24 protein-coding genes and 1 tRNA gene are annotated in these 24,296 nt (G+C 73.1%); 12 read left to right on the top strand and 13 right to left on the bottom strand.

All coding sequences use genetic code 11. The features are described 5' to 3' along the window. Positions 1-327: 327 nt before the first annotated feature. From IMZ35_RS16040 to IMZ35_RS16025, 4 genes are all read right to left on the bottom strand, one after another. Positions 328-1,134 carry an exodeoxyribonuclease III gene (locus IMZ35_RS16040; RefSeq protein WP_199441868.1) on the bottom strand — a complete coding sequence of 269 codons (807 nt, stop codon included), beginning with the start codon at positions 1,132-1,134 and terminating at the stop codon, positions 328-330. Positions 1,135-1,143: 9 nt separating this feature from the next. After that, positions 1,144-1,404, bottom strand: a complete 261-nt coding sequence (locus IMZ35_RS16035) for a hypothetical protein (protein ID WP_199441867.1) — start codon at positions 1,402-1,404, stop codon at positions 1,144-1,146. Between the two features lie 27 nt (positions 1,405-1,431). Next, on the bottom strand, positions 1,432-1,767 hold the full coding sequence (locus IMZ35_RS16030) for a hypothetical protein (RefSeq protein WP_199441866.1): 336 nt from the start codon (positions 1,765-1,767) through the stop codon (positions 1,432-1,434). 142 nt (positions 1,768-1,909) lie between these two features. Continuing rightward, positions 1,910-3,130, bottom strand: a complete 1,221-nt coding sequence (locus IMZ35_RS16025; RefSeq protein WP_199441865.1) for an NADP-dependent isocitrate dehydrogenase — start codon at positions 3,128-3,130, stop codon at positions 1,910-1,912. A gap of 218 nt (positions 3,131-3,348) precedes the next feature. On the opposite strand from IMZ35_RS16025, the gene IMZ35_RS16020 reads away from it, so the two are divergent. Further along, the gene (locus IMZ35_RS16020; protein WP_199441864.1) at positions 3,349-4,155 is read left to right on the top strand and encodes a metal-dependent hydrolase; all 807 of its coding nucleotides are present in this window, start codon (positions 3,349-3,351) and stop codon (positions 4,153-4,155) included. On the opposite strand, the gene IMZ35_RS16015 is transcribed toward IMZ35_RS16020, so the two are convergent. Beyond that, on the bottom strand, positions 4,152-4,412 hold the full coding sequence (locus tag IMZ35_RS16015; RefSeq protein ID WP_199441863.1) for a metallothionein: 261 nt from the start codon (positions 4,410-4,412) through the stop codon (positions 4,152-4,154). The genes IMZ35_RS16020 and IMZ35_RS16015 overlap by 4 nt on opposite strands. Before the next feature lie 131 nt (positions 4,413-4,543). Then, positions 4,544-4,616 (bottom strand) — tRNA-Trp (locus IMZ35_RS16010). Positions 4,617-4,711: 95 nt separating this feature from the next. Between IMZ35_RS16010 and IMZ35_RS16005 the strand changes: the two genes are divergently transcribed. The 5 genes from IMZ35_RS16005 (at position 4,712) to IMZ35_RS15985 (ending at position 9,322) form a co-directional block, all read left to right on the top strand. Continuing rightward, entirely contained in the window at positions 4,712-5,827 is a 1,116-nt protein-coding gene (locus IMZ35_RS16005; protein ID WP_199441862.1) for a J domain-containing protein, read from the top strand. Between the two features lie 104 nt (positions 5,828-5,931). Continuing rightward, positions 5,932-6,543, top strand: coding sequence for a hypothetical protein (locus IMZ35_RS16000; RefSeq protein ID WP_199441861.1), 612 nt, complete (start codon positions 5,932-5,934; stop codon positions 6,541-6,543). Positions 6,544-7,084: 541 nt separating this feature from the next. Further along, complete coding sequence (locus tag IMZ35_RS15995) at positions 7,085-8,446, top strand: serine/threonine-protein kinase (protein ID WP_199441860.1); 1,362 nt, start codon at positions 7,085-7,087, stop codon at positions 8,444-8,446. A 199-nt stretch (positions 8,447-8,645) separates the two neighbouring features. Next, entirely contained in the window at positions 8,646-9,044 is a 399-nt protein-coding gene (locus tag IMZ35_RS15990; protein ID WP_199441859.1) for a bacteriophage spanin2 family protein, read from the top strand. A gap of 83 nt (positions 9,045-9,127) precedes the next feature. Next, positions 9,128-9,322 (top strand): DUF1918 domain-containing protein, encoded by a 195-nt coding sequence (locus IMZ35_RS15985; protein ID WP_199441858.1) that lies wholly within the window; start codon positions 9,128-9,130, stop codon positions 9,320-9,322. A gap of 56 nt (positions 9,323-9,378) precedes the next feature. On the opposite strand, the gene IMZ35_RS15980 is transcribed toward IMZ35_RS15985, so the two are convergent. Both IMZ35_RS15980 and IMZ35_RS15975 read right to left on the bottom strand, forming a co-directional pair. Further along, entirely contained in the window at positions 9,379-10,218 is an 840-nt protein-coding gene (locus tag IMZ35_RS15980) for an inositol monophosphatase family protein (RefSeq protein WP_199441857.1), read from the bottom strand. Between the two features lie 98 nt (positions 10,219-10,316). Next, the gene (locus IMZ35_RS15975) at positions 10,317-11,306 is read right to left on the bottom strand and encodes a malate dehydrogenase (protein ID WP_199441856.1); all 990 of its coding nucleotides are present in this window, start codon (positions 11,304-11,306) and stop codon (positions 10,317-10,319) included. A gap of 203 nt (positions 11,307-11,509) precedes the next feature. On the opposite strand from IMZ35_RS15975, the gene IMZ35_RS15970 reads away from it, so the two are divergent. Then, complete coding sequence (locus tag IMZ35_RS15970) at positions 11,510-12,106, top strand: pentapeptide repeat-containing protein (protein WP_199441855.1); 597 nt, start codon at positions 11,510-11,512, stop codon at positions 12,104-12,106. Positions 12,107-12,116: 10 nt separating this feature from the next. Here IMZ35_RS15970 and IMZ35_RS15965 read toward each other — a convergent pair whose 3' ends face one another. The 4 genes from IMZ35_RS15965 to IMZ35_RS15950 all read right to left on the bottom strand — a co-directional run bounded on the left by IMZ35_RS15965 (position 12,117) and on the right by IMZ35_RS15950 (position 19,697). Next, positions 12,117-14,147, bottom strand: a complete 2,031-nt coding sequence (locus tag IMZ35_RS15965) for an AAA family ATPase (RefSeq protein ID WP_199441854.1) — start codon at positions 14,145-14,147, stop codon at positions 12,117-12,119. Between the two features lie 128 nt (positions 14,148-14,275). Then, positions 14,276-17,515 (bottom strand): glycohydrolase toxin TNT-related protein, encoded by a 3,240-nt coding sequence (locus IMZ35_RS31775; protein WP_438816875.1) that lies wholly within the window; start codon positions 17,513-17,515, stop codon positions 14,276-14,278. A gap of 218 nt (positions 17,516-17,733) precedes the next feature. Further along, positions 17,734-19,230: a TNT domain-containing protein gene (locus IMZ35_RS15955; protein ID WP_199441852.1), complete on the bottom strand. Its 1,497-nt coding sequence runs from the start codon at positions 19,228-19,230 to the stop codon at positions 17,734-17,736. Continuing rightward, complete coding sequence (locus IMZ35_RS15950; protein ID WP_199441851.1) at positions 19,227-19,697, bottom strand: hypothetical protein; 471 nt, start codon at positions 19,695-19,697, stop codon at positions 19,227-19,229. Before IMZ35_RS15950 ends, IMZ35_RS15955 begins: the two co-directional genes overlap by 4 nt. A gap of 112 nt (positions 19,698-19,809) precedes the next feature. Here IMZ35_RS15950 and IMZ35_RS15945 point away from each other — a divergent pair, with 112 nt between their 5' ends. Genes IMZ35_RS15945 through IMZ35_RS15930 form a run of 4 tightly spaced genes read left to right on the top strand, consistent with a single transcriptional unit; the run spans position 19,810 to position 23,174 of the window. Beyond that, positions 19,810-21,021: an MFS transporter gene (locus tag IMZ35_RS15945; protein WP_307868205.1), complete on the top strand. Its 1,212-nt coding sequence runs from the start codon at positions 19,810-19,812 to the stop codon at positions 21,019-21,021. Then, on the top strand, positions 21,018-21,986 hold the full coding sequence (locus IMZ35_RS15940) for a DMT family transporter (protein WP_307868202.1): 969 nt from the start codon (positions 21,018-21,020) through the stop codon (positions 21,984-21,986). Before IMZ35_RS15945 ends, IMZ35_RS15940 begins: the two co-directional genes overlap by 4 nt. Before the next feature lie 13 nt (positions 21,987-21,999). Beyond that, complete coding sequence (locus IMZ35_RS15935) at positions 22,000-22,857, top strand: bifunctional methylenetetrahydrofolate dehydrogenase/methenyltetrahydrofolate cyclohydrolase (RefSeq protein ID WP_199441849.1); 858 nt, start codon at positions 22,000-22,002, stop codon at positions 22,855-22,857. 23 nt (positions 22,858-22,880) lie between these two features. Further along, positions 22,881-23,174 carry a DUF3017 domain-containing protein gene (locus tag IMZ35_RS15930; protein WP_199441848.1) on the top strand — a complete coding sequence of 98 codons (294 nt, stop codon included), beginning with the start codon at positions 22,881-22,883 and terminating at the stop codon, positions 23,172-23,174. Between the two features lie 58 nt (positions 23,175-23,232). On the opposite strand, the gene IMZ35_RS15925 is transcribed toward IMZ35_RS15930, so the two are convergent. Next, positions 23,233-23,790: a TetR/AcrR family transcriptional regulator gene (locus tag IMZ35_RS15925; protein WP_199441847.1), complete on the bottom strand. Its 558-nt coding sequence runs from the start codon at positions 23,788-23,790 to the stop codon at positions 23,233-23,235. Between the two features lie 87 nt (positions 23,791-23,877). Between IMZ35_RS15925 and IMZ35_RS15920 the strand changes: the two genes are divergently transcribed. Further along, a complete protein-coding gene (locus tag IMZ35_RS15920) occupies positions 23,878-24,282 on the top strand; it encodes a VOC family protein (protein WP_199441846.1) in 405 nt (134 codons plus the stop codon). Positions 24,283-24,296 lie beyond the last annotated feature (14 nt).

The raw sequence follows: 24,296 nt of genomic DNA, 5'->3' as shown, positions 1-24,296 counted from the left end.
ACCCAAGCCGTACGGATCACCACCGCCACCGCTGTTCCCCGACGAACCGGGAGACGGCGACGGCGAGCCGTGCGACTTGGGGGGCACCTATCTGCGTCCCGTCGCCGGGAGGACCGGTGAGTCACGTCGTGCGCAACGCATCTGGGCCTGCTCCCGTTCGAGAAGACGCTCGGTCCTCAGAACGGTGGCAGCGCGGGGTTGAACAGCAGCGAAGTCGAGGTGTACGGAAGCCGAACGGCGCCGATCTGTCAGCTCAAATCAAGATCGTTCACACTCTTTCGGCGCAATCCGTTCACACAGAAGGACCCATTGCACGACAACGGGTCATCACGGCGTCGGGTAGTCGTACACGACAGTGAGCGGTGCGTGATCGGACCAGCGCTCGGCATAGGTGGCCGCGCGCTCCACCACGGCGCTCGTCGCGCGCCCCGCCAGACCGGGCGTGGCGGTCTGGAGATCGATGCGCCATCCGGAGTCGTTGTCGAACGCCTTGCCGCGGTAGGACCACCACGTGTAGGGCCCGTCGACGCCGGGGTGCAGCCGCCGCGCGACGTCGACGTAACCGGCCTCGTCGTAGACGCGGCTCAGCCAGGCGCGCTCCTCGGGCAGGAAACCCGCCGACTTCTGGTTCGTCTTCCAGTTCTTGAGGTCGGCCTGCGTGTGGGCGATGTTCCAGTCGCCGCACACCAGCACCTCGCGGTCGTCCGCGGCGGCCTTGGCCCTCAGTTCGACCAGGTGCGGCAGGAACGCGGCCGTGAAGCGCTCCTTCTCGTCCTGCCTGGGCGTGCCGACGTCACCGCTGGGCAGGTAGAGGCTGGCCACGACCAGACCGGGCAGCTCCACCTCGACGTAGCGTCCGCTGAGGTCGAACTCCGGCGCGCCGAAGCCGACGCGCACGGCCTCGGGGGCGGTGCGGGTGAGAACGGCGACGCCGCTGCGCCCCTTGATCTCGCAGGGGGCGTGCACGACGTGCCAGCCCTCCGGCTCACGCACCTCGGCGGTGAGCTGATCGGGTTCGGCGCGCACCTCCTGGAGGCACACCACGTCGGCCTCGGTCGCCGCGAGCCACTCGGAGTAGCCCTTCTTGGCCGCGGCGCGCAGGCCGTTGACGTTGACGGTGGAGACGGTCAGCACCTGGTCAGCCTAGACGCGGTCCGCGACCCGCCAGCCCGACGGGTAGCGGGCGGAGCACCCCGTGCAGTGCGCGACGAGGCCCAGCGTCAGGACCAGCACTCCGCTGCCCCCGGGGTCGGGCAGCGCCGGCATCCGGTGTCCGTCCAGTTCGGTGACGAGTCCGGGCCACTCGGGCTCGCACGCGCACGCGGTCGGCACGTGGACGCGCCTCCGCCACCACCGGAAGATCATCGTCGTCCGCTCCTCGTCGTCGTCCTCGGGGAGGACCACTCTGCCAGCAGCGGTCACCCGCGCCCGTCAGCAGTCGCTGTCCGAGGTCGGCTCGATCAGGTCCTCGTCGGCCCAGCGGTTCCGGTCGAGCATCCGGTAGCCGTTCTCCACGACCCGCTCGGCGTTCGTCACGGTGTCGCGGGTCATGGTGGTCACGACCGCCCTGGTGTCGGCCGGGCCGGAGCGGACGTTGAGGACGGGCGCGACCACGGTGATCCGGCAGGGCCGCTGCCCCACGCCGATCCCGTCGATCCCGTCGAGGGGCCTGCCGCCGTTCGCCGTCCACAGCGCGGCCACCACGGCGTAGACGCCGAGCACGATCAGCCAGCGGACCGGAATCCCGGCCGACCACCTGAACACCACCACGCACCTCCCGCTGCTCCCACCAGGTGTACCGCGCCCGGTGGGAGGGCGTGCGGCGAGCCGAGCGGTTCCACTCGGGAGGAGAACCGGAAGGGCCCCGCCACGACGCAGCGTGACGGGGCCCTTCCGGTGGAGACGACGATCAGGAGGCCATGGCCTTCTGGAGGTTCTCGTCCAGAGTCGCGAGGAAGTCCTCGGTGGTCTGCCACTCCTGGTCGGGCCCGACCAGCATCGCCAGGTCCTTGGTCATCTTGCCGCTCTCGACGGTCTCGACGACGACGCGCTCCAGGGTCTCCGCGAAGGCGGTGACCTCGGGGGTGCCGTCCAGCTTGCCGCGGTGCTTCAGGCCACCGGTCCACGCGTAGATCGACGCGATCGGGTTGGTGGAGGTCGGCTTGCCGGCCTGGTGCTGGCGGTAGTGCCTGGTCACGGTGCCGTGCGCGGCCTCGGCCTCGACGGTCTTGCCGTCCGGGGTCATGAGGACCGACGTCATCAGGCCCAGCGAGCCGAAGCCCTGCGCGACGGTGTCGGACTGCACGTCACCGTCGTAGTTCTTGCACGCCCAGACGTAGCCGCCCTCCCACTTCATGGCCGCCGCGACCATGTCGTCGATGAGGCGGTGCTCGTAGGTGAGGCCCTTGGCGTCGAACTCGGCCTTGAACTCCTCCTCGAAGACGCGCTGGAAGATGTCCTTGAAGGCACCGTCGTACGCCTTGAGGATGGTGTTCTTGGTCGACATGTAGACCGGGTAGTTCCGCTGGAGGCCGTAGGAGAAGGAGGCCCGCGCGAAGTCCTCGATCGACTTGTTGAAGTTGTACATGCCCATGACGACGCCGCCGTCCTCGGGCATCTTCACGACCTCGTGCACGATCGGCTCGGAGCCGTCGGTCGGGGTGTAGGTGATGGTGACGGTGCCCTCGCCGGGAACCTTGAAGTTCGTCGACTTGTACTGGTCACCGTGCGCGTGACGGCCGATGATGATCGGCTTGGTCCAGCCGGGCACCAGTCGCGGGATGTTGCTGATGATGATCGGCTCGCGGAAGACCACACCACCGAGGATGTTGCGGATCGTGCCGTTGGGCGAGACCCACATCTTCTTGAGGCCGAACTCCTCGACCCGCGCCTCGTCCGGGGTGATGGTCGCGCACTTCACGCCCACACCGTGCTTCTTGATGGCGTTGGCGGCGTCGATCGTGACCTGGTCGTCGGTCGCGTCCCGGTGCTCGATGCCCAGGTCGTAGTACTCGAGGTCGACGTCCAGGTACGGGTGGATCAGCTTGTCCTTGATGAACTGCCAGATGATCCGGGTCATCTCGTCGCCGTCGATCTCGACGACGGTGCCCTGAACCTTGATCTTGCCCATACGACGGGCACTCCTCTCGCGACGGTGCAAGCAAGACAAGCGTACTGCTATCTGCTCGCAACTGTTCCGCGGCCTGCGGAAAGGGGAGCACGGTCACACCCCGCGCACCCCCATCCTGGCAGCGGCGCGACGAGCACGCGCGCACGGGGTGTGCGGCCGCTTCGCTAATCTTCCACCCGGTCGAGCGATCTTGATCCACGTTCTCGGGGGGACGGCAGTTGTCGACGGGACCCACGCACGCCATGAGCGGCCTGCTCGCCTGGTCGGCGGTGACGGCGCTCGCGCCAGGTCACCCCATCGGGCAGCTCGCCCCGCAGAGCTGGGCGGTGGGCGCCGTCCTCGCCACCGGCGCCGCACTGCTGCCCGACCTCGACCACCCCGGCTCGACCATCTCCCGCACGTTCGGCGCGATCAGCCAGGGCCTGTCCACCGGCATCAACACGATCAGCGGCCTCGTCTACCGGGCGACCAGGGCCAAGCGCGACTCCAACCGCGACGGCGGGCACCGCGGCCTCACCCACACGCTGGTCTTCGCGCTGCTGGCGACCCTCGGCACCACGGCCGTCGTGCAGACCAGCCAGAAGTGGGCGCTGCCCGCGCTCATGTTCGTGTTCTGCGGACTGACCGTGCGCGGGATCATGAACGACTGGTGCCCCAAGCAGGACGCGCTGTGGATCACCGGTCTGTCCGCGGCGATGACGTGGGCGTGCGTCGTGTGGACCGCGCAGACCCCGGCCAGCGCCGCCGCGTGCGGCATCGCCGTGGGCATCGGCTGCGTCGCCCACTACGTCGGCGACGCCGTCACCGAGCAGGGCTGCCCGGTCCTGTGGCCGGTGCCGATCGCCGGCAAGCGGTGGTACCCGGTCGCCCCGCCCAAGAAGATGCGGATGCGCACCGGTGGCCGGGTGGAACTGGGCATCGTCGGCCCGATCGTGACCGGCCTGTCCGTCTGGCTGGCCGCGGCGGCCCTGCAGAACGCGGGCCTGATGCCGTTCCTGGGCGCTTTCGACCTCCTGCCGATCTAACCGGGGTGGGAGCCGATGGTGTCCCTGATCTCCGATCCGAGGTCCGACGCGCCGCTGCGCGCGCAGTGGGCGCAGCAGAAGAAGCGGCCCTCCACCTCGACGCCGTGGCCGAGGATGCGGCAGTCGCAGTGCTCGCAGCGCGGCGCGAGGCGCTGGATCGCGCACTCGAAGCTGTCGAACGTGTGCACGCCGCCGCCGACGGTGCGCACCTCGAAGGACATCCAGTAGTCGTTTCCGCAGACGTCGCAGGTCGCCATGGCCGGTAAGGGTGCGCGTGGCTCGGGAGCCCGGCAACCCGGGTTCACCCCGCGGTGCCGGGACGGCGGGCGGTGCGACGTGAAGCCCGCTCGAACGGGCGAACTCCGGTCGGGCGTCGCCGCTCGACACGCGGACCAGGCCGGACTCGAACCGGCGTGTTCCCCTTCTGGGAAGGGGTGCGACAACCACTGCGCTACAGGTCCCCGTCGCCACCCTAGTGGTGATCGGCCTGTGCCAGCACCGTCCCGGCAACCCAATAGGGTGCTCCGACAGCGGTGCTGACGAGACGGGCGGTGCGGTGCGCGGGGTCGACTACTACGAGATGCTCGGGGTGAGCCGGAGCGCGTCGGCAGCCGAGATCAAGTCGGCGTACCGGGCGCTGGCGAAGGTCATGCACCCCGACGCCGGTGGTACCGCGGGGACGTTCCGCGTGCTCCAGGAGGCGTACGAGACGCTCAAGGACCCGGCACGCCGCCGGGCCTACGACGGCGGCGTCGGCCGTCCGCAGACCCACGTGCGCCCCGCCGCGCCGCGCAACCGCCGCACCGGCCGCTCCGGACGGCTGCGGGACTTCGGCGACGACCCGGACTTCGTGCCGCCCAAGCCGCGCGTGGACCTCGGCGACATCGCGTGGTGGCACCTCGTGGACGTGCGGCGGCGCGTCCGCTACGTCCCCGCCAGCGGCCCGGGGCACGCCCCCGCGCTGGCGGCGCTGGCCGGGTGGACGCTGCTGCTGGTGCTGGCCGTGCCCATCGGCTTCTCGGCGCTGCTGTGGGCCGTGTGGCTGCCGCTGGTCGTCGCGGCGGCCGTGGGCGTGTTCCGGCTGATGCGGCGCTACCTGACCGCGCTGCGCGCCGACCGGGCGTTCGCCGCGGAGTTCGACCTCGGCGTGGTCTACGGCAGACCGGCCGAGCAGGGCGCGGAGCGGCTGACGGCCGACCTGCTCGGGCAGTACCTCACGCGGCTGCCCGGTGTGCGGATCTTCCACGGGCTCTCCTGGCCCGGTTCGGTGTTCGCCGACGTCGACCACGCCGTGCTGTGCGGGTCGCGGCTGGTGCTCGTCGAGTCCAAGACCTGGCTGCCCGGTCACTACAGCGGCGACGAGGACGGCGAGGTGTGGCGCAACGGCCACCCGTTCCGCGGCGGTTCGGTGCGGATCGCGGAGGGGGTCGAGGTGTTCGAGGAGCTGCTTCCGCACCTGGAGGTGCGGGGCGCGCTGCTGATCTACCCGAGCCGGGCGGGCGACGTGACCACGGACGGCGACGTCGACGGCCCGGCGCCGCCGATGACGCCCGAGCAGTTCGTGCGCGAGATCGGCGAGTGGCTCGCCGCCGACCCCGCGACCGTCGACCGCGAGGCGCTGCGGGTCCTGCTGCGCCAGGTCGTGTCCTCGGCACGGGCGGCGGGCGCCTGACAGCTCCGCCCGCGGTTCACCCGAACCCGCTGGTCGCATCAGGCGTGACCCGACCGCCTCCGGGTAGCCGAGCGGGACGCAACCCGATGAAGGGCAGGACCACGGTGTCTCAACGCAACACGGTCATCCGCTCACTGCACGACCTCGGTCTCAGCGCCTGGTTCGGCGGTTCGCTCATGGGGGTGGTCGGCCTGAACGCGGCCGCCGACGCCGTGGGCGACGAGCGCAGAACCGCGCAGATCGCCGGTACCGGCTGGAACAAGTGGGGTCCGGTCAACGCCGTGGCGATGACCGCCCACCTCGTCGGCGCCACGGCTCTCACCGTCCTGCACCGCGACCGCATCCTGCACCAGCAGGGCATGGGCTCGTCCTCGGTGGCCAAGGGCCTGCTGACCGGCGCGGCCGTCGCGGCCACGGTCTACGCGCGCGTGCTGGGCGCGCAGGCTCAGCAGGACCGGCCCGACACCGGCACCACCGCGCCGCTGCCGAGCGACACCGGCACCACCGCGCCGCTGCCGGGTGACACCGACACCACCGCACCGGTGCCGGGCGACCCCGAGAGCGCGCGGCGGAAGCTCCAGCTCGTGCAGTGGTCCGTGCCGGTCCTGACCGGCGCGTTGCAGGTGCTGAGCTCCCTGCACGGCGAGTTGCAGCGGCACGAGGAGCAGAGGCGCGGCTTCCGCGTCCGCGGCTTCTCCCCGAGCCGCGCCAACTGATCGGCCGCGCACGTCGACGAACACCACGGGCAGCGGGAGTTCGCCGACGGACGACCGCCTGCGCTCGGCGGCCGGGTGCGCCTCCGCCGGTCCGGAGCAGACCTGCTCGACCACCGCCACGTGACCGGCGGGGCCGACGCCGCTCAGCTCGGAGGCGCAGCTGACGCACGTGCCCACCAGTTCGACGCTCGACCAGCTACCCACGCGGACGGGCACGGCGCTCACCCTCCCCTCGTCGACTCCGACCCCGACGTCGAACTCCAGCGCGTCGCACTCCCGAGCGCAGTGGCGCGCTCCGACTCGTCCGGCGCGTCGGGCAGCCGGTTCCCGAGAGCGCGGAAAGCCCGGCGCGGCGCCGGGCTCGACGCGGTGCGCACCGAACCCGCGCGACACCGGGGCACGCCGGAGCGACGGGCGAAAGGCGGTCGTCCGACGATTCTGTTCGCGCACGACACCGGTGTCACCGCGAGCGTGTCCGCGAACTCGTCGCGAACTCCTCGACCGAGCGGTCCTGCCGGGCCTCCCCGGTAGGGTCCGAGCCGTGCTCGCGCCGCAGATCCCCGGCCTCGTCGACCTGCGACCGCTCGGCCGGGGCGGGTTCGCCACCGTGTACCGGGCCCGGCAGGTCCAGCTCGGGCGGGACGTGGCGGTGAAGATCGACAACCGGGTGCTGGTCTCCGAGCGGGACCAGCGGCGGTTCCTGCGCGAGGCGCACGCCGCCGCGCGGCTCTCCGGGCATCCCCACGTCGTCGGGGTGCACGACGCGAACATCACGCCGCAGGGCACGCCCTACCTCGTCATGGAGCTGTGCACGGGCGGGTCGCTGGCCGACGTGCTCGACGGCGAGGGGCCGCTGCCCGCCGAGCGGGTGCGGCAGCTGGGGCACCAGCTCGCGGACGCGCTGGCGGTGGCGCACGCGGGGGGCGTGCTGCACCGCGACGTCAAACCCGCGAACGTCCTCGTCGACCGCTACGGCACGGCGAAGCTCGCCGACTTCGGTCTCGCCGCGCTGCTCGACGCGGCGGGCGGCAGCACCGTCACGCGCGACGCGCTGAGTCCCAGTTACGCGCCGCCGGAGGCGTTCGCGATGGCGGCCCCCACGCCCGCCGGTGACGTCTACGCGCTGGCCGCGACCCTCTACGACCTGCTCGCGGGCAAGCCGCCGCGGCCGGTGCCGTGGCCGATCGAGTCGTTCGACCACCTCGGCGAGGTGCTGCGGTCGGCCGTTCCGCCGGTGCCCGGTGTTCCGGCCGACCTGCACGACGTGCTGGTCCGGGCGCTGCACCCGGACGCGGCGCGGCGCACGCCCAGCGCGGCCCAGCTGCGGGACGAGCTGCGCGGCACACCACCGCCACCACCGCGGTCGGCGTCGCGCCCGCACCGGGTGCTCGCGCTCGCCGGAGCCCTGGTGCTGCTCGCCGGTGTCGCCGCCGGCGTGTGGCTGCTGGGGGAGAACGACGCGGTCAGCGGCAGCGGCGGCCCCTCCCCGGCCTCCGCCCGGCAGGAGCAGGAGGACGCACCGCCGTTCCTCGCGGTGTGCGACACGGGCTTCTGCGTGGCCGAACCGACCTGCTACCTCGGGATCAACAACTTCGGCGGCTCTCCGGCCGCTGCCCGCCGCACGGCCGACTGCAGCACCGAGCACCGCTGGGAGGCGTTCGCCGGGGGCTGGTTGTCGGGTCCCGTCCCGGCGGTGCCCAGCGACGAGCTGCTCGTGTCGGCCGAGGTGGCGGGCGTGTGCACACCCGAGGCGATGCGGACGAACACCCGGCCAGCGGTGGACACGACCGGGTGGCAGCGGGAGGCCGTCGGGTTCACCGACGGCGACCGCTCCTACTTCCACTGCCTGGCCACGCGTCCCGAGGGCGGCGCGCTCACGACGAGCGCGTTCGGGTCGCGCTGACCCGGCCACGAGGCCGGGCTCCCGCGGTCGGCCGGTGGTGCTCGAACGGTCGACTCGCGCGTCCCGAGCGACGGTGCCGGTGGCCGAGGCGCACTGCCCGCCGGGTCGGCGACGTGGTGCGGCTGCCGCACACCCGCGGGAACGGTGCGCCGATCGGTAGAGTCGGACGAGAGGAACAGATCTGACGAACGGAGTCGCGATGCGTGCAGGGCGCCAGGTGGCGACGGTGCTGTTGGCCCTCGGTCTCGGGGGGACCGCGACCGCGTGCGGTGCGCTCCAGGAGGCGTCGGACACCGCCAACGCCGTCAACGACACGGTGAGCAAGACCCAGCTCTGCCTGGAGGCCGTGCAGATCATGGGCTTCAACCCGGACGTGAGCGATCCGCAGAAGGCCGTGGACGAGGCCCACGCGAAGGCCGCCCAGTTGGACGAGCTGGCCGCGAAGGCGGGTGACACCACGCTGAAGGACGCGTTCACGGACGCCTCCGCGAAGTTGCACGAAGTGAGCGTCAGCGACCTCGACCCCGCCAACGCCACCACTTGGTTGCAGGAGAAGGCCGATCGGCTGACCGCTTTGAACACGGCGTGTGGCGGCTGATTCACCCGTTCTCCATCACCCCCTCCTCCACTGTCGCGCCGGCCGGTCGCGTCCTACCCTGGGACGGACCGGAGGTGGTGCTCATGCACGCGACAGTGGGTGACCGGCTGCACGTCCTGGGCCGGATGATCGGCGCTGACGAGGGCCTCGGCGAGGTCTTGGAGGTGCGTGGCGACCAGGAGGGTGCGCCGCCGTACCTCGTGCGCTTCTCCGACGGGCACGAGGGAGTGGTCTTCCCCGGCCCGAACTGCATCGTCGAACAGCGCGAACACGAGTAGAAGCCCGGTGCTCGCAGCGCGGCGAGCACCGGACCGCCGCCGGGTCGCGGAGCTCCTCAGCCGAGGATCGTCGCGATCAGCTCGTCGGCGAGCTGGGGCGTCGCCGCCGCGACTCCGGACCAGCGCCTGGTCAGATCGGGGTCGAAGGACAGCGGGCGGCCGTGCAGGTCGAGCAGCACGCCACCCGCCGCCGGCACCGTCACGAGTGCCGCGGCGAGATCCATGATCCGGTGGGTGTCGGAGCCGCAGTCGGCGAAGGCGTCCACCGCTCCCTCGGCCACCAGAGCCGTCTCCAGGCAGGTCGTGCTCAGCGAGCGCGTGCGCTCCACGCGCTTCGACACGCGCAGCCAGGCCTCCTCCGTGCCCCGCTTCGGCCGCATCAGGTTGACCGACGCGCCGTCGAGCGCGGTCCGGCCGCTGGTGCGGTACGGCGTGGGCTCACCGGCCCGCGCGAACCACGTGCGGCCGGTGTCGAACCACAGCGTCAGCGCCTCGGTCGCGACCCCGTCCACCGCGACGACGCCCGCGAAGCACGACAGCGGCACGCCCAGCGCCGCGTTCGCCGAACCGTCCACCGGGTCGATCACCAGCGTCACGGCCGACCCGTGGTCGAGGAACCCGGCCTCTTCGGACAGCAGGTTCACGCCGTTGCGGTGCGCCGACTCGGCGATGGCGTCCTCCACCAGCGCGTCCACGCGCATGGTGGGCGTGCCGTCCGCGCCCTGCGCGACCTCCTCCCGCAGCTCGCGCCGCGAGTGGGTGTGCCGGGCGGCCCGGTAGGCCGTGGCCGCCGCCTGCGCCGCCTCGGCGAGCGCCACGTGCACGCCCTCGGGCAGTTCAGGCTCGGGAACGGGCCAGTTGATGCGGGAGGGATCGCTGACGTCGATCGGGATCATGACCGGAACGTACCCGGGCCGGGCCGGGTCGAACACCGGAAACGCCCGCGGCTCCCGTGCCGGAGCACGGGAGCCGCGGGCGGACGCGGGCGAGGAGGTCAGATCAGGCCCAGGGCGCGCACCGCGTCGCGCTCCTCGACCAGCTCGGCCACCGAGGCGTCGATGCGGGCGCGGGAGAACTCGTCGATCTCCAGGCCCTGCACGATCTCGTAGCGGCCGTCGCGGGCCGTCACGGGGAACGAGGAGATCAGGCCCTCCGGCACGCCGTAGGAGCCGTCGGACACGACCGCGGCGGAGGTCCAGTCGCCCTCGGCGGTGCCGTGCACCCAGGTGTGGACGTGGTCGATCGCCGCGTTGGCCGCGGAGGCCGCGGACGACGCGCCGCGCGCCTCGATGATCGCCGCGCCGCGCTTGGCGACGGTCGGGATGAAGGTGTTCTCCAGCCACTCCTGGTCGTCCACCAGCTCGGCGGCGACGCGGCCGTCGACCTTCGCGCGGAACAGGTCGGGGTACTGCGTGGCGGAGTGGTTGCCCCAGATGGTCAGGTTCGAGATCGTCGAGACCGGGACGCGGAGCTTGTTCGCGAGCTGCGACAGGGCGCGGTTGTGGTCCAGGCGCGTCATCGCGGTGAAGCGCTCGGCCGGGACGTCCGGCGCGTGCTGCTGCGCGATGAGGGCGTTGGTGTTGGCCGGGTTGCCGACCACCAGCACGCGGACGTCCTCGGCGGCACCGGCGTTGATGGCCTCGCCCTGGGGCTTGAAGATGCCGCCGTTGGCCTGCAGGAGGTCACCGCGCTCCATGCCCTTGCCGCGCGGACGGGCGCCGACGAGCAGGGCCACGTTCACGCCGTCGAACGCCGTCTTGGCGTCGTCGGTGATGTCGATGCGCGACAGCAGCGGGAAGGCGCAGTCCTCCAGCTCCATCGCGGTGCCCTCGGCGGCCCCGACGGCCTGCGGGATCTCCAGCAGGCTCAGGTGGACCGGGGTGTCCGGACCCAGCAGCTGCCCGGAGGCGATGCGGAACAGCAGTGCGTAGCCGATCTGGCCGGCGGCACCGGTGACTGTCACTTTCACGGGGGTGCGGGTCATGGGCCTTCCCGAATGACGTTGCGCTGGCGGAGCTCCCGAGCGCGACCACGCGGCAGGGGGCGTGAGACACCGGCCTGTCAGTGGCGGTCTCTACACCGGGACCGCAGACCGGACGGGTTGTCCGGCAGCGGCAGGTTACCAACCCGGCGCTGTCCGGCCACGCCGCGGTGAGCAGCCTCTCAGGGCGTGACAGGGTGAGGGACGTGGACGACGAGACGATCACCGGCGAGGACTTCTCCGACGCCGTGCTCACCGACGAGAAGTGGGAACGACGCTCCTTCGAGGGGTGCGACTTCACCGAGGCGGACCTGCGCGGGCTCGTCACCTCCGGTTGCACGTTCACCCGGTGCGACTTCACCCGGACGGATCTCGGCTCCTCCCGGCACACGGCGACGGCGTTCCGGTCCTGCACGTTCGACCGGACGATCCTCACCGGCAGCGAACTCGTCTCGTGCAGCCTCATGGGCTCGTCGTTCCAGCAGGCGGCGCTGCGCCGGATGACGATCACCGAGACCGACCTGACGCTGTCCGGGCTGAGCCGCGCGAACCTGCGCGGGGCCGGCCTGCGCGGGCTGCGGCTGCGCGAGTCGAACCTGACCGACGCCGACCTGCGCGACGCGGACCTGCGGGACGCCGACCTGCTCGGCGCGCGGCTGAGCGGGGCGACGTTCACCGGGGCGGACCTGCGGGGCGCGAAGCTCGACGCGAACTCGCTCGTGCAGGCCGGGCTCGCGGGTGCGCGGGTCGACCTGGCGACGGCGGTGGCGTTCGCGGCGGCGCACGGTCTCGTCGTGGACTAGGACCGTTCGGTCACAGGCCCAGTTCGCGGTGCCACAGCCACTCGCAGACCGCCTCCAGGCCGCGCGCGAGGTGCCGCCGGTAGGTGCTGAACGGCAGGCCCAGCCGCTCGGCCGCCGCCTCCTGCGTGGGCACGCCGTGGAAGAAGGTGGCCGCCACAGCCCGGTGCTGCTTCCCTCCGCGCGGCTCCTCCCGCAGCGCGTCCACGGCGTCGGTCAGGACCTCCCGCAGCGCGTCCGCGGGTTCGGCGCCCCGGTCGGCGGCGAGCCTGCTGCGCGTCAGCGGGTTGCCCGCGAGCTGCTCCGGGTGCCGCCAGGCCCGCAGCGCGTCGCGCACGGCGGCGTCGAACTCGGGCTTGGACAGGACGGTCAGCTCGGGGCGGTGCTTGGCCGGCCGCGTCACCTCCAGCGCACCGGTCGCGTCCAGCCGGTCCTGCAGACCCAACACGCGCCAGTCGTGCGCGAACAGCCCGCCCGGCCAGCCGCTGACGGCGACGTCGGCGGCGGCGGCGAGGGGCATCAGCGAGGACGTCAACCGCGGTTCCCAGAACGGCACGTCGTGCAGGGCGACGAACGTCCACGCCATGCGCTCGCCGCGGATCCACTCCACGGTCAGCCGGGTGACGATCGCGTCGGGCGCACGCCACGACGGCCCGGCGTCCGCCCGGTCCACCACGAACCGGGCCACGCCGATCCACTCGCCCGGCCGGACGACGCCCTCGACCCTGGTGTGCGCCCAGGCCGCGGCCACCACCGGGTCGATCGCCAGGTGCTCCTCGCTCGGCGCCTCCAGCCGCAGCCAGGTGACGAACGCGACGACCTCCCCCGTGTCCGGGGCGCGGTGGACGTGGAACGCCTCGGGCTGCTCGGCGAGCCAGAACCGCACGATCCGCGCCGACTCCTCGCCCTCCGCCCGCGCCACGAGCGCCACCACGACGTCCTCGTCGCCCGGCCGCAGGACGTCCTCGACGACCTCGTCGGAGTTCGCGAACGAGGTGAACGCCGACACAGGGTCGTCGTCGCGGTACAGGAAGATCAGCGCGGTGCCCGTGCTCATCAGGTCCTTGCCCTCGGCGACGCGGATGCGCTCGACGAGGTGGTCGCGGATGCCGCGGTGCATCTGCTCGTAGCCCCGCGGGTCGCGCCACCGCAGGTCGGTGTCGAGCACGTCGCGCACCACGTCGTGCGGGAAGACCCCGCAGGGCACCGACTCCACGAACGGCAACTGCCGCAGCCACGCGAACAGCTCGGCGGCGTTCTCCCCGCAGGTGGCCCGCAGCAGCTCCTCGGTGGTGGACAGCGCGTGCGCGCACACCTCCAGCGCCTGCCGGTGCTCCGGTGACGGCACGTCGCCCACCAGGTGCGTCAGCAGGGTCTCCAGCACGTCGCGCGTCGGCTGCCACTGCACCTGGCCGCCGTCGTCGTGCACGGCGACCTCGGCGGCCAGCCGCAGCGCGAACGGGTGACCACCGGCGAAGGACAGCAGCGACGCCTGGAGCCGCTCCGGCACGCCGCGGGCGTCCAGCAGCGCCAGCGCGTCCTCCGGCGGCAGGTTGCGCAGCGCGACGACCCGCAGCAGGTCGTCCCAGCTCAGGTCGGCACGCCAGCGCGGGTCCGGCGGCTCCCGCGCGGCCACGACCACGAGCACACCGGCGGGCAGGCGCGGCAGGAACTGGTCGCGCAGCCAGTTCTCCAGTCCCCGGCAGCGCTCGAAGGTGTCGATCAGCAGCACCGCGTCGTCACGCGCGAGCGCCTCAGCGGCCTCGGCCTCGAACTCCGCCGGCGACAGCCCCACGGTCCTGCCGTCGATCCTGACGACCGTGCGCCCGTGCAGGTGGGCCTCGTCGGCGAAGCGTTCGAGCAGGGTCGACTTCCCGATGCCGCCCGGCCCGTGGACGTACAGGACCGCGAACGCGCCGGGATCACCGTCCAGGGCCGCCCGGAACAGCCCGAGTTCAGCGGCTCTGCCGACGAAGTTGCGGCTGCGTGCCGCCCGCAGGCGCTCCGCGAGCGGGTAAGCCGTCTGGTCGTCACCGTTGGCCACCAAACGACCCTAACGGGTGAGAGCCAACACGCGTTGACTGACGTGCCGTTGACCGACGAACTTCCCCTTCGCACACGGCGAGGGCCGTCGGCCACGTGCGCGGCGGGCGGCCCTCGCCGGTGTCGCGTTCAGCCGGAGGCGTTCGCGTCCTCGGTCACCTCGACCAGGCTGCCCTCGGCCAGCATGTCCTCGATCGTGCGCGGGAACAGGTACGCCGTGCCGCCGCCGGGCTGCTCGAACCACGGCACGGCCACACCCGTCAGCACCTCGACCGGCCTGCGCAGCCGGTACACGCGGTACGCGCGGTTGATCCACGACGGGACGAGCGAGCGCTCCTCGAACGGGGTGCCCGCCACGTAGGCGAGGTTGCCGTCCGGGTCGCCGAAGCGGTCGACCTCGGTGCCCGGCGCGAGCTCCACCATCTGCTTCTGGCGGAACAGCGTCAGCGGCGGCTCGCCGTTCATCGGCTGGATCGGCCAGGAGCGGTTCGAGTTCTTGCTCGAGTCGGCGCCCTGCGCCTGTTCGGGACGCTGCTGCTCGGTGCGCGCCGGTTCCGGTCGCACCGGCTCCGGTCGCGTCGGCTCCGGTCGCGGCGGCTCCACCGGACGCGGCGGCATGGCCGGTCGGCGAGCGTCGTCGCGGAAGCCGTTGACCCCGTTCAGACCGTTGACGTGCTCGGCGGGCATCGGCGGACGCGGTCCGCGCGGTTGTCCCTGGTTCTGGGGTCCCTGGTTCTGGGGTCCCTGGTTCTGGAGTCCCTGGCCCTGGGGCCCCTGCGGCGGGAGCGGCGACCCCTGCGGCGGGCTCGCCGGCGACATCCCCTGGGGCGGCAGCACCGGACGCGGCTTGCGGCGACCGGTCAGCACGAGCTTGCCCACCAGGAACGCGGACGCGTCGTCGAGCCGGTCGAAGCGCACCGGGTTGTGCACCCCGCGGTCGATCCAGGCGACCTCCCAGCCCTCACCGGCCGTGCGCAGGCACCAGGTCCGGTCCACCTGCTCGCCGAAGCGGTAGGCGACGGGCGGCACGTCGAGGTCGTCCAGCGCTCGACGCAGTCCGCCGAGTTCGCGCTCCTCGTCGGGCGTGGGCTGACGCGGACGCTCCGGCTCGGGCGCGCGCTCCTCCTGGACGAACCCCTCCTGCGCGAACACCTCCTGGGCGAGTCCCTCCTGCGCGAACACCTCCTGCCGGACGTCGAACGTCGCCGTCTCGTCCGGGCGGCTGATCGCGACGAGCGGGACCTCCGGCTGGACCAGCTCCTCGTCGTCGGACTCCACCACGCGGCGGCGACGACCGGCCTCCGGTTCGGTGACCACGTCGTGGGCGACCGTGGCGTCGGGGTCGACGTTCCCCCGCCCACCGGCCACCTCGTGCTCCGCCACGACGGGCGCGTCGTGGACGGAGTCGTCCGCGAACGGCGTCCACTGCTGGGTGTCCTGCGCCCGGTCGACGTCGTGCGGCGCGAACAGGTCCATGCCGTCGACGTAGGAGTCCCGCTGGTAGCGGTCGTCGCGGGTCCTGGTGGCGACCGTCGTCTCGACGTCGGACTCGGTGTCGAACCGCACCCGGTAGGGCGGGCCGTCCTGTCCCTGGTCGAACTGCGACTGGTCGAACGGGGCCTGCTCGAAGTGCTCGATCAGCTCACCGGACTCGGTCTGCCCGGAGCGGTCGTCGGGCTGGTGCTCGTCGAGCGCCGGTTGCAGGTCGACGAGGTTGGCCGTCTCCTCCACCGCCTCCGGCGCCCCCTCGGCGAGCAGGTGCTCGTCGTGGAGGTCGTGGTGCTCGTTCTCCCGGCCGTGGGTCAGCAGGGGCAGCGACTCGACGATCTCCTCGCCGCGGGCCGGGGGGATGTCGTCGCCGATCTCGTTGCCCAGCTCGTCGTGCCGCACCCCGTCCCGGTGCTCGTCGAACTCGTCGTGCGCGAGGTGGTGCTGGTCCAGGTCGTGCCGGTCGCGATCGTCCCGGTGCAGATCGTCCCGGTGCAGGTCCTGGCGCAGGTCGTCCCGGTGCAGGTCCTGGTGCAGATCGTCCCGGTGCAGGTCGTCCTCGCGCAGGTCGGCCAGGCGCAGCTCGGTCGGGTGCAGGTCCTGGTGCAGGTCGTCCTCGCGCACGCCGTCCTCGCGCAGATCGGCCCGGTGCGGGTCGTCCCCGCTCAGGTCGTCGCGGTGCAGGTCGTCCCGGTGCAGGTCGTCCCGGTGCAGGTCGTCCGGATGGTCGACCTCGCCGCGCGGGTCGTCGGCGTGCAGCGGGCCGAGGTCGTCGCGGTGGTCGACCGGGACCTCGTGGGAGTGGTCACCGGGCACGTGGTCACCGCGGGAGTGCTCGCGGTGCTGCTCCTCGGCGTGGTGCGCGACCTCGCCCGGCAGCTCGTCCTGCGGGTCGTAGCGCAGGTCCGTGGCGGTGTCCTGCGCGGCGATCGGCTCCGGCACCTCCTCCACCCGTGCCGGGGGCAGCGGCAGCGGTGTGCCGCGCGGCGCGGGCGGAGCGCCCAGGTTCGCCGCGGCGGCGACCCTCGCCTCCTCGGCGACCTCGGGCAGCCGGTGGCCGACGGACCTGATCCGCTCCACCAGGTCGTTCTCCGGTGGGATGCCGTAGGTGCGCAGGTAGTAGCCGACGGCGGCGGGCCAGATCCAGTGCCCGTCGGTCTGGAACGCCACCGGGACGACCAGCGGCACGGCGTGGTCGAGCACGTCGGCGTCGAAGCCGCGACCGGCCACGACGACCGGTGCGTGGTCGAGGTAGTCGAGCAGCGCGTCGCGCTCCTGCTCCGGCACCGGCGGGCGGTTCACCGACGGGCGGCCGTCGGGGCCGGCGCCGTCGAAGACCCTGGCCGTGCGGAAGCCGCGCTGCGGAACCGGCGGCGGGGGCGGGAGCGGCGCCGGGGGCACGGGTGGCGGCGGCTGCACGGGTGGCGGCTGCACGGGAAGCGGCGGCTGCGCGGGAGGCGGCGGCAGCTGCACGGGAGGTGCGGCCGGCACGCCCACCGGGGGCACCGCGGGCGGGACCTGCTGTCCCAGCCTGCGACGCAGCCAGTCCGGCACGTTCTCCTCCGAGCGCGGGAAGAACCGCATCTCGTCGAAGTACGCCTGCTGGGGCGGCGGCGTCTGCCACTGCGGCTCGGCGCGGTCGAAGTCCAGGTTGTAGCTGGACGGGTGGTCGAGCTGGTAGCGGGCGTTGGACCAGCTGCCGCGGCCCTCGCGGTGCATCCCCGCACGCAGTCGCGCGAAGAGCGTGGCGACGTCCTGGGGCGGAGCCCAGCCGTGGACGGAGCCGTCGGCCGCGTGCACCTCCGCTGCCAGTTCGAAGTACCGGCCGGTCGCGCGGTACTCGGCGCTCACCTGGCGCCACCCCTCGGGAGCGGCGCGCATGAGGGTCAGGCCGATCTGCTTGACCAGGGCGTCCTGCTCGGTCGGGTTCAACGGCTTCGGCTCGGACACACCCACATCTTTCCCTGCGACGACCTGTACCGGCACGTCCACCCGATGGGCCGAACGGCCCAAACGACCGGGTGAACTCGACCATAACCCGCGCAAGCCGACCGCAAAACTCGACGTCAGTAACCCTACGCACCGGTAGGGCAACTCGATCAGACCTGCGGAGGCAACTCCACGAGGGTTCCGTCGGCGAGCAGCTCGGCGATCGAGCGGACGAGGAAGAAGCCCGTCCCCCCGCCCACCTGCCCGAACCACGGCACCGCGACGCCGCGCAACACCGGGACGGGCTTGGCCACCCGGTACAGGTGGTACCTCCGATTAGCCCATTCCGGTGGTAGTGACCGATTCCCCTGTGTAGTGCGCGCCACGTACACGAGGTTGCCGTCCTCGTCCCCGAAGCGGTCGACCTCGGTCCCCACCGGGAGCGTCACGTGCTCCAGGTCCCGGAACAGCGACAGCGGCGCCTCGCCGGGCAGGGCCTCGATCACCGGGGTCGCCAGCCGCGCCGTCCGCTCCACGTCCAGGTCGGCGTCGAACAGCAGCATCCCGAGCAGGCTCTGCGCGGCCGGGCGCAGCGACGGGTGCACCGAGGGCGTCCTGCTGGAGCTGCGGCCGTCCACGTACAGGGCGATCTGCCAGCCCTCTCCGTCCGGCACCGGTTCGAGCACGGGCACACCGGACCGGAACTCGGCGAGGCCGTAGCGGCGCGGTGGCACGCCGAACAGCTCCAGCCGCTCGCGCAGCTTCTCCAGCAGCGCGCGGTCCTCCGGCGTCACCGCGAGCGGCGAGCGCTCGGGCAGGGGCAGCGGCCGGGTGCGGCCGGTGGCCACCGCCTCGGCCGCGCGCAGAGCGGCGGCGTCGACCTCGGGCACGCGGAAGTCGCGGGCGCGGACGTGCTCGACGAGCTGCGGCGCGGGCGGCACGTCCCGCTTGAGCCAGTAGTACGGCGTCGCGGCCGACCACACCCAGGTGCCGTCGGTGTGGAACCGCACCGGCACGTCGGGATCGGCCTGCTGGTCGAACGCGTCCTGACCGAACGCCTTCGCGTCGAGCACGACCGGCGCGGACGTCAGGTAGGCGTGCACCCGTTCCCACTCGCGCGGGTGCACCTGCGGCCGGTCGACGCGGGGCCTGCCACCGGGGTGGGCTCCGTCGAACACCGGCGCGAGGTGCAGGTCGACCCGCGTCTCGGCCTCGGGGACGTCGTCGGCGCTGAGCCCGGCGCGGTCGCGCAGCCACGTCTGCACGTCGTCCTCCGGCCGGGGGTGGGACGCCAGTTCCTCCAGGAAGTACCGCTGGGGCGGCCGGTGGGTCCAGTCGGGCTCGCGCACCCACTCGTAGTCCACCGACCGCTGCTGCGGGTGCTTCAACCGGAAGCGCGCGCTGGTCCAGGTGCCCGTGCCGGGCCGGTACGCGCCGGAGCGGAGCTGCTGGAAGAACGGCAGCGCCTCCTCCGGCAGCTTCCACTCGGTCGTGTCGCCGAAGACGTCGAGCACCGACGCGGGCGACTCGACGTAACCGCCGACGCAGCGCAGGTCGAGGTAGAGCTCCTCCCAGTCACCGGGCAGCCGGTGCACCAGCAGCGTGGTGACCGAGTCGAGCAGCGCGTTCTGCTCCGCGGAGCTGAGCTGCTGCTGGGGCGGCGTCATGCGTCCTGCTCCTCCGGGGTCGCGTCGTCGAGCTTCTCGCGCAGCCAGTACGGGACGAACGCCTCGTCCCTGGGGTGGGCGGCCAGGTCCGCGGCCCAGACGGCCGCGGGGAGGGCCGACGGCCACAGCGGGTCGTGGTCGAGGTTGTAGCTGACGTCGATGCGGTCGGGGGCGTCGACGGTGCAGCGCGCCGAGAACCACGTCCCGCGGCCGGGCACGTGCACGATCTCCCGCAGCTCCGCGAAGGCGGCCAGCACCACGTCGGGCACCTCGCGCCGCTCGGTGGTGCGGTCCTCGGAGTAGATCGTGAGCGCGCTGTCGCGCTCGCCGGCCGCCATCCGGACGACCAGGTCGGCCCGTCGCCAGTGCTCGGGCACGAGGTCGAGCACCGAGCCGCCGATCACCTGGAGGAGTTCCTGGTGCCGCTCCTCGGCGTCGTCGGGCGAGGACGGCTCCGCAGTGGTCATGTCGCACAGCTCCCGTGGGCGTCGCACGCGTGGTCGTCCCCGACCGTACCCGGCGGGGGCTATCACCGGATCGGGTGCACGGCCGTCGGTCCGGTCGTGCAGAGTTGCGGGAGTGTTGCGTCCCTACCGCCAGCTCGCCGGCGTCCCCCACCTCCCCCTGCTGCTCGTGTGGACCCTCCTGGGACGCCTGCACGCTCCCGGCACCCTGCTCGCCCTGTCGTTCCTCGTGGCCGGGTGGACCGGGTCCTACGCCATCGCGGGTCTCGTCGGCGGCGCCCTGGTCGTCGGCCTGGGCATCGCCGGGCCGCTGCGCGGCCGGGTGGCCGACCGCAGCCCCGCGTCGAGGCTGCTCGCGATCACGGCGGTGCTGTACGCGGCGGGACTCGCGACGGTGGCCGTGCTGCCGTCGCTGCTGCCGTCGGGGGCGTGGCCGGTGGCCGTGGCGGTGGGGTTCGCGACGGGCCTGGTGACACCGCCGGTGGCGCAGATCGGGCGTGCGGCGTTCCCCCGGCTGGCGACCGGCGACGCCCGCGAGGCGGCCTTCACCGTCGAGGCGTCGCTCCAGGAGCTGCTCTACGTCGTGGGGCCCGCGCTGACCGCGGCGGCCGTGGCGTTCGCCGACGCCCGCGTCGCGGTCTGGCTGTGCGCCGCGCTGGCACTGCTGGGCACGGCCGGGTTCCTCGTGGCGCTGCGGCGCAGCGGGACGGATCAGCCCGTGGCGCGTCCGGAGCACGAACCGCGGCACCGCTCGCTGGTGCGCGACCCCGCGCTCGTCGCGGCGCTGATCGTGTCGTCCTGCCTGGTCGCGTCGCTGATCGCGGTGGACGTGGTGCTGATCGCCTGGGCCCGCGACCAGGGCAGACCGGGGCTCGCCGGCGTGCTGGCCGGGGTCTGGGCCGTCGGTTCGGTGGTCGGTGGCCTCGTGGCGGGCGGCTTCACCGGCACGCCGAACCTCACACGCCGGGTGCTGCTCACCGCGATCGGGGTGGCGGCGCTCGTCCCGGTGCTGCCCCCGGTGCTCGAACCGTCGCCGTGGCTCGTCGGCGCGGTGCTGCTCGTCAGCGGGGCGACGATCGCACCGGCGATCGCCACCACGACCTCCCGCATCGGCGGCCTGGCTCCCGACGGCCGCGCGGCGGAGGCGTTCGGCTGGATGGTCACCGCGACCACGGCGGGCTCCGCCCTCGCACAACCGCTGTCCGGAGCGCTCCTGGACTCCGTCGGTCCCGCGGCCGCCGCCGGTGCGGCGGCCCTCGCGGGCGTCGGCGCGACGCTGGTCGCCCTGCGGGTGCCGCCCGCGCGCACGGGCGTCGTGACCCCGTGAGCGCCGGTTCTCCGATCGGCGCCGCGCGGTCCGGCGCGGCGTGGTCCAGGGCGGCTGGCGCCGCCGTCGCCGGGATCGGCGGTGTCGCCCTCGCCGTGCAGGGCCGGATCAACGGCGAACTCGGGCGCGTCCTGGGTGACGGCGTCCTCGCCGCACTGATCTCCCTCGGCGGTGGCCTGGTCCTGCTGCTCGCCGTCGTGCCGGTCTCCCCCGCCGGGCGGCGCGGCCTGATCCGGTTGCGCGCCGCGCTGCGCGCCCGCCGCATCCACTGGTGGCAGTGCCTCGGCGGGACGTGCGGCGCGTTCCTCGTGTCCACCCAGGGACTGACGGTGGCGGCGCTGGGCGTCGCCGTGTTCACGGTCGCCGTGGTGGCCGGCCAGGTCGCGAGCGGCCTGCTCGTCGACCGCGCCGGGATCGGGCCGGGAGGCCGCCAGCCGCTGACCCGGCAGCGCGGCCTCGGTGCCGCGCTCGCCGTGCTCGCGGTGGGCGTGGCCGTGTCCGACGAGTTCAGCAGCCCGCAGGCGCTGTGGCTCGCCGTGCTGCCCGCCCTCGCCGGTCTCGGCTTCGGCTGGCAGCAGGCGGTGAACGGACTCGTCCGCGAGGCCGCGCGGAGCACGGCCGTCACGGCCCTGGTCAACTTCGCCACCGGCTCCGCCGTCCTGCTCGTCGTCTCCGCGGCCGACGTGGCGGTGCGCGGCCTGCCCGACCACGCGCCCGCGCAGTGGTGGCTCTACCTCGGCGGTCTGCTGGGCGTCGTGTCCGTGGGCACCTCCGTGGTGTCGGTGAGGTTCATCGGTGTGCTGCTCGTCGGGCTGTGCGTCGTGGCGGGGCAACTGCTCGGCGCGGTGCTGGTGGACCTCGTGGCCCCCGCGGCCGGTGAGCGACTGGCCGTCGTCACCGTGGCGGGCGCGGTGCTGACCCTGCTCGCCGTGGTGGTCGCCGCGCTGCCCACCCGTGCGCGATGAGAGGATGAGCGTCGTGACGGCGACGATCCTCAACGGCAGGGAAACCCGCGACGCGATCTTCGACGACCTGCGTCAGCGGGTCGCGGCACTGGCCGAACGGGGGGTGACCCCCGGTCTGGCCACGGTGCTCGTGGGTGACGACCCCGGCTCGCACTCCTACGTCAGGGGCAAGCACGCGGCGTGCGCCAAGGTCGGCATCACGTCGATCCGGCGCGACCTGCCCGCGGAGACCACCCAGGCCGAGCTGGAAGCCGTGATCGACGAGCTGAACGCCGACCCCGCGGTCACCGCCTACATCGTGCAGCTCCCGCTGCCGAAGCACCTGAAGTCGGGTCCGGTCCTGGAGCGGATCGACCCCGCGAAGGACGGCGACGGCCTGCACCCGGTCAACCTGGGCCGACTCGTCCTGGGCGAGCCCTCGCCGCTGCCCGCCACCCCGCGCGGCGTCGTGGAGCTGCTGCGCCGCTACGAGGTGCCGATCTCCGGCGCGCACGTGACCGTCGTCGGCCGCGGTGTGACCGTCGGCCGCCCGATCGGCCTGCTGCTGACCCGCCGCAGCGAGAACGCGACCGTCACCCTCTGCCACACCGGCACGAAGGACCTGGCCGCCGAGGTGCGCCGGGCCGACATCGTGGTCGCGGGAGCGGGCAGCCCCGGCCTCATCACCGCTGACATGATCAAGCCGGGCGCGGCCGTGGTCGACGTGGGCATCACCCGCACCGAGCAGGGCCTCGTCGGTGACGTCGCCCCCGAGGTCGCCGAGGTCGCCGGGTTCCTCGCCCCCATTCCGGGTGGCGCGGGACCGATGACCATCGCCATGCTCCTCACCAACACCGTCGAGGCCGCCGAGCGCGCGCTCGGTCTCGGCTGAGACGGGGAGGTCCGGTGGAGCTGATGACGGAACACCGCTGGCGCTCGGCGGCGGGACAGCACCTGCCGTTCGCACTGGTGCTGGCGGTGACCGGACTGGGCGTCCTGCGACTCGTGCAGTACCACTGGCGGCAGGGCGCCGTGCTGATCGGCGTGGCGCTGCTGCTGGCGGCGCTGCTGCGGGTGCTCGTGTCCGACGAGCAGGCCGGGCTCCTCACCATCCGGGGCCGCAGCATCGACGCCCTGCTCTACGGCGGCCTCGGCTTCGCCGTGATCGTGGTGGCGATGACCATCACCGGCGGCCCGTTCAGCCGCTGACGCGCCACGTCGCCGGAGCCCCGGTCCCGCCGGGGCCGCGCGTCCCCTCCCGGCCCCCTCACGTGACACGACCGACGATCGTGGTGATCAGCGCGTCCAGGTCGTGATCCCCCAGGACGCCGGGCAGGGTCAGGTGCTCCAGCAGGAGCCCCGTCACGGCCAGTTGGAGGACGACCACGCCGTCGCGGCCGCCCGGCAACCCGGCGTCGACGTGGAAGGCCACGTTCGCCTCGAACTGCGCGCGCAGCGCCGCGGTCAGGTCGGCCATCAGCTCCGGCCGCCTGGTCGCCTCCAGGCGCAGTTCCAGCATCGCCAGGTGTCCCGTCCGGTTCGCGCTCACGCGCCGGACGATCCCCCGCACGAACTCCACCACCTGGTCGGTGGTGCGCTCGTGGACGACCAGGTCGGCCGCCTCGGGGAGGACGTGGGCGGTGATGCGCCGGCACACGCCCATCAGCAGGTCCTCCCGGCTGGCGAAGTAGTTCGACGCCGTGCCCACCGGTGTGCCGGCCCGCTGGTCCACGGCGCGGAAGGTCAGACCGCGCGCACCGTCCCCGGCCAGGACCTCGATCGCGGCGTCGAGCAGCGCAGCCCGCCGCTCCGGGTTTCGCGTCACGGTTCCTCCTCACTCCGCGCAGGGGTTGCAACCACTACATTCAAAGTACTACGAATGAAGTAGTTGGATGAACGAACGGAGAACAGCGTGCAGTTCACGAAGATGGCCACCTGGTTGCTGGCCGACGACCCGACGGCGGCGGCGAACTTCTACGCCGAGCACTTCGGCTTCACCGTCGCGGCCGACATCGGCTGGTACGTCAGCCTCACCCACCCCTCCGGGAGCACGATCGACTTCGTCCAGCGCGACCACGAGTCGGTGCAGACCCGCTTCCGCCGCCCCACCGGCGGCGTCGGCCTGGCGTTCCTCGTCGAGGACGCCGCCGCCGAGGAGGAGCGGCTGCGCGCCGCGGGCGTGCCGATCGCGCTCCCCCTGGTCGACGAACCGTGGGGACAGCGGCGCTTCCAGGTGGAGGCCCCGGCCGGAGAGATGGTCGAGGTGCTCCAGGTCGTCGCACCCGATCCGGAGTGGATGGCGGCGAACGGCTTCTGACCTCGCCCCGGCAG

Origin of the sequence: Umezawaea beigongshangensis (genome assembly GCF_016464305.1) — a bacterium.
Lineage (GTDB): Bacteria > Actinomycetota > Actinomycetes > Mycobacteriales > Pseudonocardiaceae > Umezawaea_A > Umezawaea_A beigongshangensis.
Note: the sequence above shows the minus strand (reverse complement) of the source record. Positions and strands in the feature narration are given on the sequence as shown.

Coding starts and splice junctions, on each gene's coding strand:
- IMZ35_RS16025 (WP_199441865.1), bottom strand. CDS start 3,130: ATGGGCAAGATCAAGGTTCAGGGCACCGTCGTCGAGATCGACGGCGAC.
- IMZ35_RS16015 (WP_199441863.1), bottom strand. CDS start 4,412: ATGGCGACCTGCGACGTCTGCGGAAACGACTACTGGATGTCCTTCGAG.
- IMZ35_RS15990 (WP_199441859.1), top strand. CDS start 8,646: ATGCGTGCAGGGCGCCAGGTGGCGACGGTGCTGTTGGCCCTCGGTCTC.
- IMZ35_RS15985 (WP_199441858.1), top strand. CDS start 9,128: ATGCACGCGACAGTGGGTGACCGGCTGCACGTCCTGGGCCGGATGATC.
- IMZ35_RS15980 (WP_199441857.1), bottom strand. CDS start 10,218: ATGATCCCGATCGACGTCAGCGATCCCTCCCGCATCAACTGGCCCGTT.
- IMZ35_RS15975 (WP_199441856.1), bottom strand. CDS start 11,306: ATGACCCGCACCCCCGTGAAAGTGACAGTCACCGGTGCCGCCGGCCAG.
- IMZ35_RS31775 (WP_438816875.1), bottom strand. CDS start 17,515: ATGCGCGCCGCTCCCGAGGGGTGGCGCCAGGTGAGCGCCGAGTACCGC.
- IMZ35_RS15955 (WP_199441852.1), bottom strand. CDS start 19,230: ATGACGCCGCCCCAGCAGCAGCTCAGCTCCGCGGAGCAGAACGCGCTG.
- IMZ35_RS15950 (WP_199441851.1), bottom strand. CDS start 19,697: ATGACCACTGCGGAGCCGTCCTCGCCCGACGACGCCGAGGAGCGGCAC.
- IMZ35_RS15930 (WP_199441848.1), top strand. CDS start 22,881: ATGACGGAACACCGCTGGCGCTCGGCGGCGGGACAGCACCTGCCGTTC.